Origin of the sequence: Niastella koreensis GR20-10 (assembly GCF_000246855.1) — a bacterium.
GTDB lineage: Bacteria > Bacteroidota > Bacteroidia > Chitinophagales > Chitinophagaceae > Niastella > Niastella koreensis.
The window spans coordinates 5954437-5969799 of the sequence record NC_016609.1; the positions used below are offsets into that span (position 1 = coordinate 5954437).

The 15363-nt window shown below is 45.0% G+C and carries 15 protein-coding genes; 8 read left to right on the forward strand and 7 right to left on the reverse strand.

Annotated elements, in window-relative coordinates:
* Positions 1 to 135: 135 nt before the first annotated feature.
* The 5 genes from NIAKO_RS37115 to NIAKO_RS23590 all read right to left on the reverse strand — a co-directional run bounded on the left by NIAKO_RS37115 (position 136) and on the right by NIAKO_RS23590 (position 6835).
* Positions 136 to 1911 (reverse strand): serine/threonine-protein kinase, encoded by a 1776-nt coding sequence (locus NIAKO_RS37115; RefSeq protein ID WP_014220966.1) that lies wholly within the window; start codon positions 1909 to 1911, stop codon positions 136 to 138.
* Between the two features lie 3 nt (positions 1912 to 1914).
* Entirely contained in the window at positions 1915 to 3390 is a 1476-nt protein-coding gene (locus NIAKO_RS23575; protein ID WP_014220967.1) for a PP2C family protein-serine/threonine phosphatase, read from the reverse strand.
* Between the two features lie 92 nt (positions 3391 to 3482).
* Positions 3483 to 4469, reverse strand: coding sequence for an FHA domain-containing protein (locus NIAKO_RS23580; RefSeq protein ID WP_041349234.1), 987 nt, complete (start codon positions 4467 to 4469; stop codon positions 3483 to 3485).
* A gap of 395 nt (positions 4470 to 4864) precedes the next feature.
* Positions 4865 to 5725: an SMP-30/gluconolactonase/LRE family protein gene (locus NIAKO_RS23585; RefSeq protein ID WP_133055374.1), complete on the reverse strand. Its 861-nt coding sequence runs from the start codon at positions 5723 to 5725 to the stop codon at positions 4865 to 4867.
* A gap of 225 nt (positions 5726 to 5950) precedes the next feature.
* Complete coding sequence (locus NIAKO_RS23590; protein ID WP_165761320.1) at positions 5951 to 6835, reverse strand: helix-turn-helix transcriptional regulator; 885 nt, start codon at positions 6833 to 6835, stop codon at positions 5951 to 5953.
* Positions 6836 to 7096: 261 nt separating this feature from the next.
* Here NIAKO_RS23590 and NIAKO_RS23595 point away from each other — a divergent pair, with 261 nt between their 5' ends.
* The 6 genes from NIAKO_RS23595 to NIAKO_RS23620 all read left to right on the forward strand — a co-directional run bounded on the left by NIAKO_RS23595 (position 7097) and on the right by NIAKO_RS23620 (position 11637).
* On the forward strand, positions 7097 to 7453 hold the full coding sequence (locus NIAKO_RS23595) for a VOC family protein (protein ID WP_014220971.1): 357 nt from the start codon (positions 7097 to 7099) through the stop codon (positions 7451 to 7453).
* A gap of 216 nt (positions 7454 to 7669) precedes the next feature.
* Entirely contained in the window at positions 7670 to 8509 is an 840-nt protein-coding gene (locus tag NIAKO_RS37120) for a helix-turn-helix transcriptional regulator (protein WP_014220972.1), read from the forward strand.
* 95 nt (positions 8510 to 8604) lie between these two features.
* Positions 8605 to 9366 carry an isocitrate lyase/PEP mutase family protein gene (locus NIAKO_RS23605; RefSeq protein ID WP_014220973.1) on the forward strand — a complete coding sequence of 254 codons (762 nt, stop codon included), beginning with the start codon at positions 8605 to 8607 and terminating at the stop codon, positions 9364 to 9366.
* A 28-nt stretch (positions 9367 to 9394) separates the two neighbouring features.
* Positions 9395 to 9769 (forward strand): YybH family protein, encoded by a 375-nt coding sequence (locus tag NIAKO_RS23610; RefSeq protein WP_014220974.1) that lies wholly within the window; start codon positions 9395 to 9397, stop codon positions 9767 to 9769.
* Positions 9770 to 9870: 101 nt separating this feature from the next.
* Positions 9871 to 10581 carry a dihydrofolate reductase family protein gene (locus NIAKO_RS23615; protein ID WP_014220975.1) on the forward strand — a complete coding sequence of 237 codons (711 nt, stop codon included), beginning with the start codon at positions 9871 to 9873 and terminating at the stop codon, positions 10579 to 10581.
* Between the two features lie 264 nt (positions 10582 to 10845).
* Complete coding sequence (locus tag NIAKO_RS23620; RefSeq protein WP_207622460.1) at positions 10846 to 11637, forward strand: alpha/beta fold hydrolase; 792 nt, start codon at positions 10846 to 10848, stop codon at positions 11635 to 11637.
* Between the two features lie 24 nt (positions 11638 to 11661).
* Here the strand turns inward: NIAKO_RS23620 and NIAKO_RS23625 are convergent, their stop codons facing one another.
* On the reverse strand, positions 11662 to 12366 hold the full coding sequence (locus tag NIAKO_RS23625; protein WP_014220977.1) for a hypothetical protein: 705 nt from the start codon (positions 12364 to 12366) through the stop codon (positions 11662 to 11664).
* 117 nt (positions 12367 to 12483) lie between these two features.
* The gene (locus NIAKO_RS23630) at positions 12484 to 12717 is read right to left on the reverse strand and encodes a hypothetical protein (protein ID WP_041347208.1); all 234 of its coding nucleotides are present in this window, start codon (positions 12715 to 12717) and stop codon (positions 12484 to 12486) included.
* A 147-nt stretch (positions 12718 to 12864) separates the two neighbouring features.
* On the opposite strand from NIAKO_RS23630, the gene NIAKO_RS23635 reads away from it, so the two are divergent.
* The gene (locus tag NIAKO_RS23635; RefSeq protein WP_165761321.1) at positions 12865 to 14106 is read left to right on the forward strand and encodes a zinc dependent phospholipase C family protein; all 1242 of its coding nucleotides are present in this window, start codon (positions 12865 to 12867) and stop codon (positions 14104 to 14106) included.
* 108 nt (positions 14107 to 14214) lie between these two features.
* Complete coding sequence (locus NIAKO_RS23640) at positions 14215 to 15348, forward strand: flavin-containing monooxygenase (protein ID WP_014220980.1); 1134 nt, start codon at positions 14215 to 14217, stop codon at positions 15346 to 15348.
* Positions 15349 to 15363: the final 15 nt, after the last annotated feature.

Here is a 15363-nt window from a genome sequence, read left to right on the forward strand (position 1 = left end):
TTCGGAGTTCCGAGTTCAGAGTTCAGAGTTCCGAGTTCAGAGTTCAGAGTTTCGGGTTCAGAGTTCAGAGTTTCGGGTTCAGGAATCATAACCTGGAACCCGGAACTGAAACAATGTCTTAAAATCGATTATCTGCTACCTTGAACCCTTCACTATCAATTGATCAAATGCTACTGTTTGTGCTCCATCTACCCGCATGCCGAAACAATTGCCATAGGCGCCGGTAAAGGGCAATACGTTTTCTACTTTGTCATTTATATAAAAGAAGATCGAATTGTTTCTCTTTTCAATGGACAGGGTATTCATTTCATTGTTGGAATGGATATTGCTGGTGCGCGTCCAGTTAATGATCGGCTGCCAGTCGCCGTTGGTCATGGAGCCTACCGCATAATAACCATTGGACGTGATGTAATACACATAATAGGCATCGCTCTCGGTGTTGCCGCAAAAGTTGATGCCATACGCATCGTCAGGGTCTTTGCCCCATTGCGTGGCGCTGGCCGACACACTGAAGTTTCGATTTACATCCAGGTTGAATTTTACCGTAGCGTGATAGGTTAAACTATCCGTCAATCCTTTGATGATATATTTTCCATGGGAGAATTTGAACTCACTGTTCTCATCGCGGCCGGTTTCCCAAATGCTGTCTACATCATCGCTGAAATCGTCGTAATACATCCCGTTCTGTAAGGTTACGCCTGCATCGGTTTGTGCCGGCTGCGCAGCCTTCGCCACGGGCCGGCTCTCCGGTTCCGGCGTGATGTGCACAGCAGGGATGATGAGCGTTTTATTATTATGGGCAGGAACCGGTTTACGATGCACACTGGCTACCGAAACCGAATCAACCGGTAATACGTTCGCATTGTCGTTATCCGGTTCTTTCCCTTCTTTATTGGGGAACACGGCCCACATGCCCATCATGAACGCGCTGAACAACAACACCCCAAGGATGGTGAACACCACCTCTTTCTTTTTACCAGCTACCACAGCAGGCGCCTTTGTTTTCTCCAATACCTGCGTTACCTTTTTTGTTTTGCCAACGCTCACCGGTTTTACATAGCGCGACTGGGCATTTTCCAACGCGGCCTTTGTGAGTAACTGCCGGACGTGTTCCGTATCGTTCAGGCGGTGAACGGCCTGTTTGGCCAGCAATCCATGTAACAATTGCAACAGGCTGGGTGGCAGAAAGCGGTTATCGGGCAACACCAGTTCCGGAAACGGACATTCAATCACCCGGTTGATGTGCCACAACAGGTCTTCATCGTTATAGGCAAATGGTACCGAACCCGTTAAACATTCGTACAACACAATACCGAGTGAATAATAGTCAGTAGGCGTTGACACCGTGCGGGCATGACTGAACTGCTCAGGCGATGCATACTCGTAAGTAAGCATGGAAGAACCGGTAACCGTATTGGTTTGCTCCCTTAGTTTGGCAATGCCAAAGTCTGTTAACAGAAAATGCAGCTCGCCATTGGGCAGGCGGCGGTACATGATGTTCTCGGGTTTGATGTCGCGATGCACGACGCCTTTGGCGTGAATGGCGTCGAGCGCGTCGGTCATGTGTTGCGCCAGCTGAATGACGGTGTCCACTTCCAGCGTGCCACGGTCTTTTAACAGGCGGCGCACATCACCACCCTCTATCAGTTGCATTACTATATAAGGCAGCTCTGCATCGAGGTGAACGTCTACTATTTTTACGATGTGATCATGCTGAATAGATTTCATGATCTCCGACTCGCGTTGAAAACGGCGCAGCGTATCGGCATCGGTATTAAAAGCAAAGTGCTTGATGGCAACCAGGCTACCCGACTCCAGGTGCCTTGCTTTCAGCACGCGGGCATTGCCCCTGCCGATTTCACCCAGGATCTCGTATCCCTTGAAGTATTCTTTAAAAATTGAAGTTGCCATATTTTATTGCATCTCTGTGCTGACTACCTGTACAGAGAGACTTTTGTTTGTACTATCAGGTTTAACCTGGTTACTCACAGGATACTTAACGTTTTCAAAAAATGTATTCTCCAATTTCACCAAAACCGGAATACTCACCTTGATGCCAACTTCAAATCCTTTCATGCGCAGGTTTCTTATTACTAAGGTATCACCTGCTTTAGCAGAAGCCTTGTTAATTTCCAGCGCAGCAAAATGATTAACTTTTTCTTTAGCCGGCAACAACAGTACGGTGTTCCCAACACTATCGGCATACCGCTGAACCGTTACCAGGTTGGCAGTAGCCGATAACCGCAGGGTATCGGGAGTTTGCAAAGCACCAGGGCCCGCTGCTGCGGCATGTTGTCCGCTGAAAATAGTAGCGGGCATTTTGTGTACCGTATCGTCAACCGATTTCACCTCGTGTATATTGGTTGGTTTATCAGGCGTAGTGGAGGCGGTTTCATTGTTACGCGAAAAAAAGAACCAACTGCTTGCCGCCAGCAGGATAATCACCGGGACGTTCCACTTTATCCATTTGTTACTGCTGCCCGGTTTTTTAACAGGCGGATTATCTTTCGGCTCCGGCTTATCTGCTTTATCTATCAATTTATTGGTAGACGGCGGTAGTGATACGGCTGTTGTATCGGGTTTTGTTTTAACAGTTTTTTTTGCTTTGGCGCCATTCACCGGCTGCGTGGTGGTTTTAGCGCGGTTGTTCTTTAACAACACCACGGTGATGTTATCGTGGCCGCCCATTTCATTAGCCAGCGCAATGATGTTGTTCACCTTGGTATTCAACGCAGCGCTGGTAGCCAGCACTTCGGCTATCTGTTTGGCCGTTACCATATCGGTAAGGCCGTCGCTGCATAACAACAAGCCATCGCCCGGCAACAGTTCGTCCTTACCATACTGCATAAAATCTTCATCATCGATGCGGTGAATGGAAGAACCCACCTCGCGCAGGATCTGGTTGCGTTGCGGATGGTCCATGGCTTCGCGTTCAGTGATCTCACCGGCATCTTCGCGCAGCCCAACAAAGGAATGATCTTTTGTAAGCTTTTGCAGTGTACCCTTGCGGTAACGGTACAGGCGGGTATCGCCCACGTGCACAAAGTATACGAGTCCCGCAGCCGCATCGGCCACGGCGGCCGTTAGTACGCAACACATCTCGCTGTACTTGGGATTTAATAACCGTTCTTCGGCAATGCGGTTGTTGGCAAAGATCACGGCTTCGCGCAACATCGTGAGGGTATCGCCCTTAGGCGTTAACATGTACTGATCGATAGAGTCCCGGGCAATCGCTGCGGCGCGTTTCCCCCCGGCATAACCCCCTACTCCATCCACCACTACCAGCAGGGCCATATCGGGCGACCATAACTGGCGGCAGGTGAATGTATCTTCGTTTTCTGTTCGCCGCATACCGGGATGCGTATTGCCACTAAGCAAAATAGTTTTCATATTATCGTGGCAGGTTTTTAAAATGCCGTAACAATAAAATAAGCACAAACACAAACAATGCTATGGATGAGATGGTATTAATCATATATGTTTTACAACTGTTTAAGGGTAAGCGTTACCATGCCGTTCAACAGTACCTGGCTTTTATCATTCAGATCGAACCAGCGCGGATTGCCGGCTTCGCTTTTGGCGATCACCGTTTCATTTACCCGCGTTTCGTTGTTGCTGAAGGAAGCGATCTGGAACGACTGCTGCGCTTCATTCCATCGAATGCGGGCATGGGGATTGGAAACAAACCCCGATTCAATCAACAGGTAATTGCTGTAGCCCAGGTTCTCCGGTTCTTTCCGTGCAATCACTATTTCCGTATCCTTCATGACATAGACTAATTCCTTACTCTTATCGGCCATGTAACATTCAATGCGCGCCAGTCCGGCGTCGGCATTGCGGGCGGTTTTCTGCACCGTATTATTGGTAACGGCCACATTGGTTACATGCAGTTCGGGATTGAACTTCACCGTAAACGTGCCATTCTCGGCAAAATGTAAATGCCTGAGCACATCGAGGTTGATATCCATTTTATCAAACACATTGGTAGCCTTCGACTTCATGGTGACCTTAGCCGTATTGTGACGGTCGCCGGCACCGCTGCCCATGGGTTTCAACCCGGTTAACATGCCGATCACACGCACATCGTCTACCGCTATCTTTTCCTGGTTGAAATCGGTGCCGGGTGCAAACCGGAACTGCCAGTGAAACGACACCGGCGACAGTTCATCATAATTCTTTTTATAACGTTTGAGACTATTGTAAAAAGCTTTCAGCGCTTCTTTTACTATGATGGGGAGGGATGGCAACCGCTCTTCATATACCTCGGGATGCAGGATAATGAGGTAGTGCATGTTGAACAACAAACTCTTCCCTACCGATTCGCGTTTACACGAATTTTCAAAACAATCCAGCAATTCTTTTAAGATAACGTTATTCGTAACCGGACCATTGGCGGGGCGATGGTCATTGCTTTCCGGTAGTATTATTGATTTAAGGGCCGCAAAAAAATCTCCAGATTTTTTCTTCATGGGTTTCCCTGTTTTTACACGGTTATTATGCGAATTAAAAGTAATGGATTTGGGCATGTACGGTTTCTAAAGAAAATATAATGTTTGGTATTGTCTTTGTTAGTAAGAAAAGCTTGCCAGATTTATTTAACATTTTCGTTTAGTGGGTTTAACGTTGTATTAGGAAAAGTTGACACGTTGACAAGTTAACAGGTTGACGCGTTACGGTGACAACCTGTTGGGATGTAGAGGCAGGTTGATAAAGTTGACAGGGTTGATAGCGTTGATAAAGGCGAATACAAAAGACGGCAAACGGCAGACAACCTCGTCGCGGCCAGGAGGCAATCGTTATAAAATTGAAAAAGCCCTGAGGTTATTCCTCAAGGCTTCACTATTTTGTATTCACTCACAACTCACTATAGTTGTTGTATCACCAACTTCCCTTCTACCAACGCCGGGATGTACAATTTCTTCTCTCCCACGTTCAGATAAAAATCGGCGGGACCGTTGATTACGGGCCAATCGAGTTTGGTGGCTTGCTTTGTTTTCAGATCAACTTTTTCAACAAAACCAGCGGGATGGTCCATAGCGCCCCAGTCAGATACGATGAGGGTATGATCGTCGAGCAGGGCCAGTCCGTCAAAAGCGCCATGAACGTCGCCTATTTTTTCGTAGCCGGGCACGAAGTTTTTCCAGGTGATAACACCGAGTTCCCCACCTTTCATATTCTGAAAATCGAAGCTGCACGTGTACAGGCGGTTGTTTGCTTTATCATAGGTGATGCCATTGGCGCCTTTTACATTGGCGACAATTTGTACATTACCGGTCCTGATATTTACTTCAGCTATCTTGCCCACATCGGTACACGAAGCAAATAAAGTGAAATCATCCTTTGTAGTAAGGTCATTCACAAAACCGGAGCCCGTAGCAGGGTTCAGGTTGATCTCTGCCAATTGTTTACCGGTTGCCATTTCAATCCCAATGATGCGGTCTACATCAGCCACGTACAACATGCCGCGGATAATGGCCGTTCCCTTGGGGGCATTCAATTTTGATGTATTGAGTTTGGCTTCCAATACTTTTCCATCGAGCGATAATTTGCTGATAAAGCCATCGCCATCCTTTGCGCCCGGATCGAGGGCCTTACCAATATTGGTTACATATAGGAATTTACCGTCGGAGATTACGCTTTCGGGGTGTGCCAAAACCGAGCTATCCTGCGCCATGGCGTTAATAACCAACACCATACCTGTCAAAAACGAGATTAAAGGTTTCATCTGATTTAATTTAAGACCGCTAAGGTATTTTATCCGGGACTGGTTATAATAACGGGAAAAGCTCATTTTATTGCGTTTTTGGAGAACAGCATCAAGCTACAAGCCGCAAGCTACAAGCAAATACAGGCTGAAAGCAGAAAGGTTAAAGCTAAAAGCAAATACACTTTCGTCTTTGGCCTTTAACCTTTAGGCTTTAACACTTTTCCTTGCTTCAACATTCGATATTCAACATTCAATATTCAATATTTTGTGATCACCCCGTAAGGTATTCGGCGTAATCCCAAACTTTTGCTTAAAGATCTTTATAAAATGCGGACTGTTTTCAAAGCCGCATTCCAGCGCTACTTCCGATACATTTTTACCGGAGTGCAATAATAACAGGCGGGCATGTTCCAGCCGTTGTTCGTTGATCCATTTTTTGGGTGCACTATTATATTGTTGCTGGAAATCGCGTTTAAAAGAAGCCAGGCTGCGGCCGGAGAGCTTCGCCAGTTCTTCCAGCGACAATGGTTGAAACAAATGCTTACGCACAATAAAATCAATGTCAAGCGGCTGTCCGTAGGCAATGCTTTGAAAGAAGGCGCGCACCTGCGGCCCCTGCGGACCAGCCAGCAACAGCAACATTAACTCCTGTAACTTCAATTGTAAGATGCTATCCAGTCCCGGCAGCTGTTTTCCGAAGTACCCCATGAACTGCGTTTTAAATCCATTGAGCAAGTCATTGGCGGGAATAACCAGGTGCGCCGCAGTTGGCGGCGATTGCGTCATTGTTAACTGATGGGTATGCAGGAATTTCTTTACAAAATCATCGGTAAAAAATAACAGCAGGGCTTCATAGTTCAGGCCATCCGGCACAAATTCAGACAGGGCATAAATACCGCGTTTTAACAAAACCAGGTGACCGGCTTCGGCCGTATGGGTTTGTTCTTCAATATGCAGGAACTTATGGCCATGCAACACAAAAATGAGCGTGTGTTCGGTGATAAAACTGGTTCTTTTACCGGCAGCAGTTGCCTTTCTGTACCGGGCGAGCGGCGTATTCCCCAGCTGGAGTTGGAGTACGTCGAGGTGTTCTTTATCAGTTATTGAATCGGGAAACCGTACTAACATGCTGCAAAGTAAAGAAATCCTTAAATAAGGGTCATTCATAATGTTTACGTGCATAAATAATACCCTCATTCGCAGCCGGTTAAACCAAGCGGCTTTTTTAAAGTTAACATGACGTGAAATGTTTCGGGTGCATGGGGCACCAGCTATTGGCCAATAGCGTAAAATTCAGTAAATTATAGTAGACATTTTTTCCATTATCCTTCGCAATAAACATCGATTGTCTTCCGCTGCAAGCGCAACTATAAAAAAAACTTACATAATATGACAGCTCTAACTAGCAACCCGGTTGTCTTTTTTGAGATCGGTTGTAAAGACCTATCCAAAACGGCTAATTTTTATTCAGATCTTTTTGGCTGGACGCCCACCGGAATTCCCATGGCCTCCCTCATCAATACCAATACGGAAGAAGGTATTCAGGGACAGATCACTTCATTAGGGCATGATCCGCACAATTATGTATTATTCTATATTCAGGTAGACGATATCAACGAAAGCCTCTCGAAGATCCTGGAAGCCGGTGGTAAAAAGGTGGTTGGACCGGTTATACTTCCCAATAACAAACAATTTGCGTGGTTCCAGGACCCTGAAGGAAACCTGGTAGGATTAGTAACACGCTGAACGCTTAACGCTCAACGCTTAAGGCTTGGAGTTCTGCAATCCTGCCTTTAGCATTCAGCCTTCTGCCTTTTGCGTTCCGCATTCAGCATTCGGCGTTTTGCGTTTTGCCTTCCGCATTCAGCGTTTTCTTCCGATTTATACAATCCGGGGCTGCAGGCGGTTGGTAAATTCGTGTATCTTTAGAACCGGATGCCGGTTCTGTAAAGCCATACTACCATGACCTATTTTGAAATTAAGCCGGGACAACAGTTACAGCAATATATAAAATGCTACTATGTATATGAATCATCGAGTGCCGTAGCATTTGAAGATACCGTGTTCCCCAGTGGTTGTATGGAGATCATTTTCAACCTGGGCACGGGTAACTGGCAAACCCAACCTGATTCTGCATTTATTACCAATCCTTCTATAGAATTATGGGGACAACTCAATCGCCCCCTGCCTGTACGGTCAATAGGCCGCAATACCATGCTGGGCGTTCGTTTTTATCCGCATGCTGCAGCCAGCATCTTACCCGATAAAGCCAGCCTGTTTAACAACCAGGTAATCGACTATCGCGACATTTCCGGCAAATCAATAACCACCTTACAGGAGCAATTGCAGGAAACCAGGACCTGGAATAAACGCATCGCCCTGTTGGAAACCTGGTTATTGCAACAAATAGAACAGGCGGGGAAAAGATTAGGTAAAGTAGCCATACTAAACAACCTGATGTACGAACTGCGTCACCAGGATGTATATGAAACCATGGAAACCATTGCCACACGGTACGGCATTTCAGCGCGGTATATGCAACAGTTGTTTTTACAATACACCGGATTGACCCCAAAACTGTACAGCCAGATCAACCGGTTTCAACACAGTCTGCGACTGGTTACCAACAGGAACACCTCATTAACAGATATCGCCTACGAATGCGGTTATGCCGACCAGTCGCACTTTATAAAAGAGTTCAAAGCATTTACCGGTACTACCCCATCGGGCTATTCCATCAATAATTCACCGGTTACCCTGGCCACTGCACAACCAGCAGAAACTTCACCCGTGCTGGTTTAATTTTCTTTTCTTCCGTTTTATACAATTTCATCTTTTTAATGGCTGGTAACTTTGTTCTGTAAACGAAAAATACAGCACAATAAAAGATATCAGTTATGACAACACGATTCAAACAATTACACCAGTCGTTTTTTATTTTAGCCAATGCCTGGAACCCCAAAAGCGCGTTGCGTTTTCAGCAGGAGAATTTTCCTGCAATAGCCACGTCCAGTGCAGCAGTTGCCAACAGCCTGGGGTATGAAGATGGAGAAGCCATGCCATTTGAAGATTATCTGTTCATCATTGGCCGGATATTGGCCACTGTACAGATTCCATTGACCGTAGACATAGAGATGGGGTATGGCAAAACCCGTGAGGCTATTTATGCCAATGTTCGCCAGTTGGCCCAATTAGGGGTCGCCGGCATCAACATCGAGGACTCCACCATTCCCGCAAATGAACGGACCTTACAAAACGCCAATCAGTTTGCCGAAACCATTGCCTTTATCAAAAACAAACTGGCCGGTGACCACCTGGACCTGTTTATCAATGTGCGTTGCGATACCTACCTGCTGAATGTAGCCGACAAACAGGCCGAAACGCTGGTACGCATCCCCTTATATGAAGCAGCAGGCGCCGATGGGATTTTTCTACCATGCATCAGCTCGGAAGCAGATATTGCCGAAGCCGTTAACAGCACTACCCTTCCTGTTAATGTAATGTGCATTCCAGGATTACCAGGTTTTGAGACATTACAAAAGCTGGGGGTAAAACGGGCGAGTATGGGTCCGTTCCTGTTTAACAAATTGTATGACGGCATCACTCCCCTGGCGCAGAACATTACAGCTGCCCATAATTTTTCGCCCTTGTTTGCATAATCATTTATCAACCATAAAAAATAACAACATGAATTTACCAACCAGGGCGCAGGATGCCCATGCTACCTTAGCCGCCGCCTTCAATACCGGCGACCTCGCTACTGTATTAAGTATGTATGATTATAATGGCATCATTGTACCGGAACCCGGCAAACCCGTTTCGGGCAGGGAACAATTTGAGGAAGCGGTAAAAGCCATTCTATCTATCAAAGGCAAAATGGAGATCAAAACAGTGTATTGTTTGCAAACCGGTAACCTGGCCATTGGCAGATCGGAATGGAGCATTACTGATGGTGATGATGTGAAGATCAAATCAAAGGGGATTGAACTGATGCAGCAACAACCAGACGGTACCTGGAAGATTGTGATTGACCATGCGTTTGGAGCGTTGGAAAATGTGTAATAAAATTATAGCCATGAAGAACCGGGGCCACTCAATGAGTGGCCTCTTCCCGTTTTTCCCTCAGCAAGGAAACAACTAACTTCGGCGTAAATTCACAACACATGATCAAACGGCCACATGTTATCTGTTTAATGATGACTTCTGTTGATGGTAAAATACTGGGTGAGAAATGGGGTAATAACAAACAGGTGAAAACCCTCACAGAAAGTTTTGAGAAAGTGCATGAACTTATTGGCAACAAGAACTGGATCGTAGGCAGAACCACCATGGAAAAGGACTTTACCCATTATGCAAAGCCTGTATATAAAGAGGTGGGCCATGCTATAAGCCGGGAAGATTTTGTGGCTAACCGGAATGCAGATTCCTTCGCGGTGGTAATAGACGGACAGGCCAAACTCGGCTGGAACAGCAGTGATATGCTGGGGCAACATGTGATCACCGTACTAACGGAATCGGTAAAAGACAGCTACCTGGCGCACCTGCAGGAGATTGGGGTGTCCTATATTTTTTCCGGGAAAGACTCGGTTGACCTGAAGGTGGTCCTGGAAAAGCTAACCGCGTTATTCGGTATTGAAACGCTGATGCTGGAAGGTGGAGGCCACCTGAACGGCAGCTTCCTTAACGAAGGATTGATTGATGAGTATCACCAATTATTATTACCACTTGCCGATGGCCGCATAGAAACCACGTCGGTTTTTGAGATTGAAGAAAAGGACAGGCAATTTGATGCCACCCTGCTGCAATTACAGGAAGTAAAGCAGATAGAGCATGACGTTGTTTGGCTGCGGTATAAAGTGTTCGGTCGGGTGTGAGCGCTGACTTCGACTGAAAAGGTAAGGTCCCTCTGCCAATTGACAGATGGACCTTTTTGTATACAACAGGTTAACCGCAGAAACCTGGCGGCGTAGGATTTCCATAGAAAATTTTGTACAAGTAAATGCTTGTACATATATTTACAAGCAAATGCTTGTACAAATTAACGAACCTGACAATTTAAAAGCATGAAAAAGTGTACGTATTTGTTATTATCATTTATGATTGTATTCGCTTCAGTTAACACAACACAATCTCAATATATGCAAGATACAGCCGCGCTTAAAAAAGGTTATTCCGAAGTGAACGGGATACAAATGTATTATGAGATCTATGGAAAGGGAAGTCCGCTGGTGCTGATCCATGGCGGTGGTTCCACGATCCAGACTTCATTTGGGAGAATACTTCCCCTGCTTTCAAAAAACAGAAGCGTAATTGCCGTTGAATTGCAGGCCCATGGACGCACCAGCGACAGAAATGCACCCTTATCATTTGCACAGGATGCCAATGACGTGGTAACACTTTTAAAAAACCTGAATATTCCCAAAGCCGATTTTTTAGGTTTCAGCAACGGGGCACAAACTGCGATGCAGATTGCCATCAGCTATCCGGCAGTGGTGAATAAACTGATCTTCGCATCGGGCTTTTATAATAGATCGGGAGTTCCTGATGGGTTCTGGAAAGGCATAAACAATGCACAATTCAGCGATATGCCACAGGCTTTAAAGGATGGATTCCTGAAAATAAACAATGACTCTGCGAAATTGCTGAACATGTTTCACCGGGATGTAGTTCGCATGCAGACCTTTAAAGACTGGAGTGACAATGACCTTACATCAATTACTGCACCTGCTTTAATAATTATCGGGGACAGAGATGTACCAACACCTGAACATGCAGTAGCCATGCATCATTTAATTCCTCATTCACAACTGGCAATTATTCCGGGCGTTCATGGACAATTTCTTGGAGAAATAACTACGTTGGATAATGGTAAATGGAAAGAGCAATATGTAGCTGATCTGTTTGAACAGTTTTTGACGGCTGCTTATTAGACCGGTATTGCTAAAGTTGTTTTGTTACGTTTGGGGTGCGGCTTTTTTATAACCGGAATTCCCGATAACGATCTTTACCTTCTTCTTATCTGCCTGCAGGGAAGTTGTTTCGGGATATTGCGTTTTATCAGGAAGCGTATTATACTTTATATTGAAGATCACCTTATCTTCAGGATCGTCGATGTAGGTATTGACATCAATCGCCAGGATAATTTTTCTTACCTTATCAATTGTTACACTCAGTCCATCACCTTTCTGATTATAATCGAGAAAATCAAGTTTGATCTTTTTGTTTGGTTCCAACACATGCAGACTTGTTTTACCACCGGCGTATAGCTGTTGGATCTTTTCCGGATCAGGTGGCAGGTAGGTTTGAATTTTCTCCACAGATTTCTGGATGTAGTCCGCCATATCATCCTTTTTGTTTGCGGCTATTTTGCCTTTTAATCCGCCTTTCTTTTTCTGCGGCGTTGATCCTCCCGTTTCCACTTTAACCAGTTTTCCATCTACGCCATAATAACACTGGCTTTGTTTTTTGGACTTCTCCTCCCCTTTTACAAAAGTGGTGGTGGTTTCTATCCATTCATATTTCTTTATTTTTTCCTTACTCTCTACCAGGTTGTTTTTAATGATGGCAACAGTTTCTTTTACTTCAGCCTGCGCCTGAGCGAATACTTTAACTGTTCCGGCAAACGAGATCATGGCTAACGCTAAAAATATCTTTTTCATATTGATATTCTTTAGCTGTAAGTTTTGTCATTTTCCTTCGACAGCCAAATTAATAGGCTATAGGATGGCCATGATTTATAAATCCTGACAAATCAGCGAGTTGTTTTTGGGCAGAACTTAGTCAAGGGGAAGGTTGTTTTTTGTACAAAACTCTTCTACACCAATGGTGTAATTCAGTTTGCGATGATGAGTGGTGGATTTTGTGCGGTTGGCAGTAGCTATCTGAGCGATAGCATTCAGGATGTCGGCCGGTGGATTGGCTCCGTAGGTAGTTTTTACCTGGTTCAGGAGGGTACGCATTTCCAACATGGCCCAGCGTTGCTCTTCTATGCTGTTATAAATAGGGTTCATAGCGGGTAGCAAATTTAATCCGCTCAATTTAACTCCTTTATGATAGAACAGGGTCAATAATGTCACGGTTTTTAACCCGTATTTTAACGGGTATCAGGGAAGAAATACCCCGGAATAGTTATTGCATCTTATGTCTAAATAATGGTTTTGCCCGGCTATTTTATTAAACGGCTTGCTTTAAGTGCCCTGCTTCTTATACATGCATCCTCAGTTTGCAAGGCCTACTCGGTTTTAACGCATCAGGCCCTGATTGATGTTAACTGGGACAAGGTGCTGCTTCCATTGTTGAAAGCGAAATTTCCGGGATGTTCAAACGAGGCGTTGAAAGAAGCCCATGCCTATGCCTATGGCGGCGCCGTTGTGCCCGACATTGGTTATTTACCCTTTGGCAGTAAATTATTTACCAATTTAATTCATTACGTACGCAGTGGTGACTTTGTAAAAACAGTATTGCAGGATGCCCATAACCTGAACGAGTATGCTTTTGCACTCGGCATTTTATGCCATTATTATGCAGACATATATGGCCATCCTATCGGGATAAATGTGAGTGTGCCTGAAATATACCCAAAGCTGAAACAAAAATTTGGTGATACGGTAACTTACGATGAACACCACGTTTCGCATTTACGCACCGAATTTTCATTTGATATTTTGCAAACCGCGCGTGGTAATTATGCATCTACGGCTTACCATGATTTTATAGGGTTCAAAGTGGCAGACACCTTACTGCAACAAGCCTTTTCGGAAACGTATGGGTTGGATGCCAATGAACTGTTTGGCAACTTTCCAAAAGCAGTGGGGCGGTTCAGGTTTGCCATCATGAATCTTTTTCCTTTTTTTACCAAGGCCGCCTGGGCTGCCAAAAAGAATGAAATACAAAAAATGGATACAACGGCCACCAGCCGGAATTTCATTTACCGCATGCATAGAAAAAACAACCGGTATAAATTTGGAAAAGATGAAAGACCTGGCTTTTTTGCCCGGGTATTTGCAGTAGTTGTTTATATTATACCCAAAGTGGGTGCATTAAAAGCGTTGAAATTTAAGAACCCCGGGCCGGTTGCAGAAAAGAATTTTATTGCCAGCTTTGATACGGTTACTATTCATTACGCCGCCCATGTTACTACCTTATACAAACACGCCGTCCGGTTGCACAATATAGATTTCGACACAGGCATACGAACAAGCGAAGGAGAATATTCGTTGGCAGATAAAACCTACTGTGAACTTTTGCTGCAATTAAAAGCGAAGCATTTTGAAACGGTAAATCCCGCCCTTAGAAATAACATTATTTCGTTTTATGCAGTTCCTCAAAAGACCGATCTGTCGAAAAAGAGATCGAAGGCGATGGCAGCTTTGGCGCAATTGAAAAGGGAGAATATTTAACGGCATACGGATGAAAGCGAATCATAATACGTTTACTATACGGGGGTAGATGGCCGATATGGCATTGTAGAAATATTAGCCTAATTTCATTAAGGCAAATACTAACGAATGCTACCATCCACTCAAACCAATACCCTCGTTATTGGGGCCGGTATTTCCGGGCTGGCAACTGCCGCCTGTTTGCAGCAGCAGGGCATTGAATATGTTATTATTGAGAAGCATAACCAGGTAGCCAGCGCCTGGCATAATCACTACCACCGGTTGCACCTGCACACCAATAAACGGGTATCACAGTTACCGTATAAGAAATTCGGTAACAACATTCCGCGCTATCCGAGCCGGCAACAGGTAATTGATTATTTAAACGACTATCAGCAGGCATTCCAGATTCAGCCGGTTTTTAATACCATTGCTACGGCTGTTAAAAAAGGGGACGGCTATTGGATCACGCAAACTACCAATGGAATATTTCAGTCCAGGTTTTTAGTAATGGCTACTGGCCCATTCGGTACGCCTAAACGGGTTGTATTAAAGGGGATGGAAACTTTTCCCGGAAAAATAATGCATAGCTCAGCCTACAAAACGGGTAAGGATTTTGCCGGGCAGAAAGTGCTGGTAATCGGTTTTGGTAACTCTGCCTGTGAAATTGCGATCGACCTGTTTGAACAGGGCGCTACACCTGTAATGGCTGTTCGTTCAGCCGTAAATGTAGTTCCCCGCGATGTGCTGGGAATACCAGTACTGGAGTTGAGTTTGCTACTGAATTTTCTACCGCCCCGCATAGCCGATCTATTGAGTGCGCCCTTGATAAATGCCCTCATTGGCGATATTGTACCACTAGGTCTAAAAAGAAAACCTTATGGCCCCCTGGAGCAGGTTCGGCGGGAAGGAAAGTCGCCTATATTAGACATAGGCACCATCAGGCATATCCGTAAAGGGAACATCAAAATTGTTGGCGATATTGATTTTATAGAAGGCAAACAGGTTCAGTTTAAAGAAGGGGCAACACAATCCTTTGATGCCATTGTTGCCTGTATTGGCTACAGCCAGGATGAATTAAAAATTATTGAAACAGACAACAATCGTCTCAATGACCTGCGATTAAGCGCGAATCGCCAACAGTATTTCGGTAAAGATGGTTTATACTTCTGTGGATACTATATCAGCCCCACTGGCCAGATCCGTGAAATTGCTGCTGACGCCAGAAAGATTGCAAAGGATATTGTTTTTCGATGCAAATAATTGCCGAAAAATTAT

Excerpts from the sequence above, each read along its gene's own strand:
- NIAKO_RS37115 (WP_014220966.1), bottom strand. The coding sequence starts at position 1,911 with ATGGCAACTTCAATTTTTAAAGAATACTTCAAGGGATACGAGATCCTG.
- NIAKO_RS23575 (WP_014220967.1), bottom strand. The coding sequence starts at position 3,390 with ATGAAAACTATTTTGCTTAGTGGCAATACGCATCCCGGTATGCGGCGA.
- NIAKO_RS23580 (WP_041349234.1), bottom strand. The coding sequence starts at position 4,469 with ATGAAGAAAAAATCTGGAGATTTTTTTGCGGCCCTTAAATCAATAATA.
- NIAKO_RS23585 (WP_133055374.1), bottom strand. The coding sequence starts at position 5,725 with ATGAAACCTTTAATCTCGTTTTTGACAGGTATGGTGTTGGTTATTAAC.
- NIAKO_RS23590 (WP_165761320.1), bottom strand. The coding sequence starts at position 6,835 with ATGTTAGTACGGTTTCCCGATTCAATAACTGATAAAGAACACCTCGAC.
- NIAKO_RS23595 (WP_014220971.1), top strand. The coding sequence starts at position 7,097 with ATGACAGCTCTAACTAGCAACCCGGTTGTCTTTTTTGAGATCGGTTGT.
- NIAKO_RS37120 (WP_014220972.1), top strand. The coding sequence starts at position 7,670 with ATGACCTATTTTGAAATTAAGCCGGGACAACAGTTACAGCAATATATA.
- NIAKO_RS23605 (WP_014220973.1), top strand. The coding sequence starts at position 8,605 with ATGACAACACGATTCAAACAATTACACCAGTCGTTTTTTATTTTAGCC.
- NIAKO_RS23610 (WP_014220974.1), top strand. The coding sequence starts at position 9,395 with ATGAATTTACCAACCAGGGCGCAGGATGCCCATGCTACCTTAGCCGCC.
- NIAKO_RS23615 (WP_014220975.1), top strand. The coding sequence starts at position 9,871 with ATGATCAAACGGCCACATGTTATCTGTTTAATGATGACTTCTGTTGAT.
- NIAKO_RS23620 (WP_207622460.1), top strand. The coding sequence starts at position 10,846 with ATGCAAGATACAGCCGCGCTTAAAAAAGGTTATTCCGAAGTGAACGGG.
- NIAKO_RS23625 (WP_014220977.1), bottom strand. The coding sequence starts at position 12,366 with ATGAAAAAGATATTTTTAGCGTTAGCCATGATCTCGTTTGCCGGAACA.
- NIAKO_RS23630 (WP_041347208.1), bottom strand. The coding sequence starts at position 12,717 with ATGAACCCTATTTATAACAGCATAGAAGAGCAACGCTGGGCCATGTTG.
- NIAKO_RS23640 (WP_014220980.1), top strand. The coding sequence starts at position 14,215 with ATGCTACCATCCACTCAAACCAATACCCTCGTTATTGGGGCCGGTATT.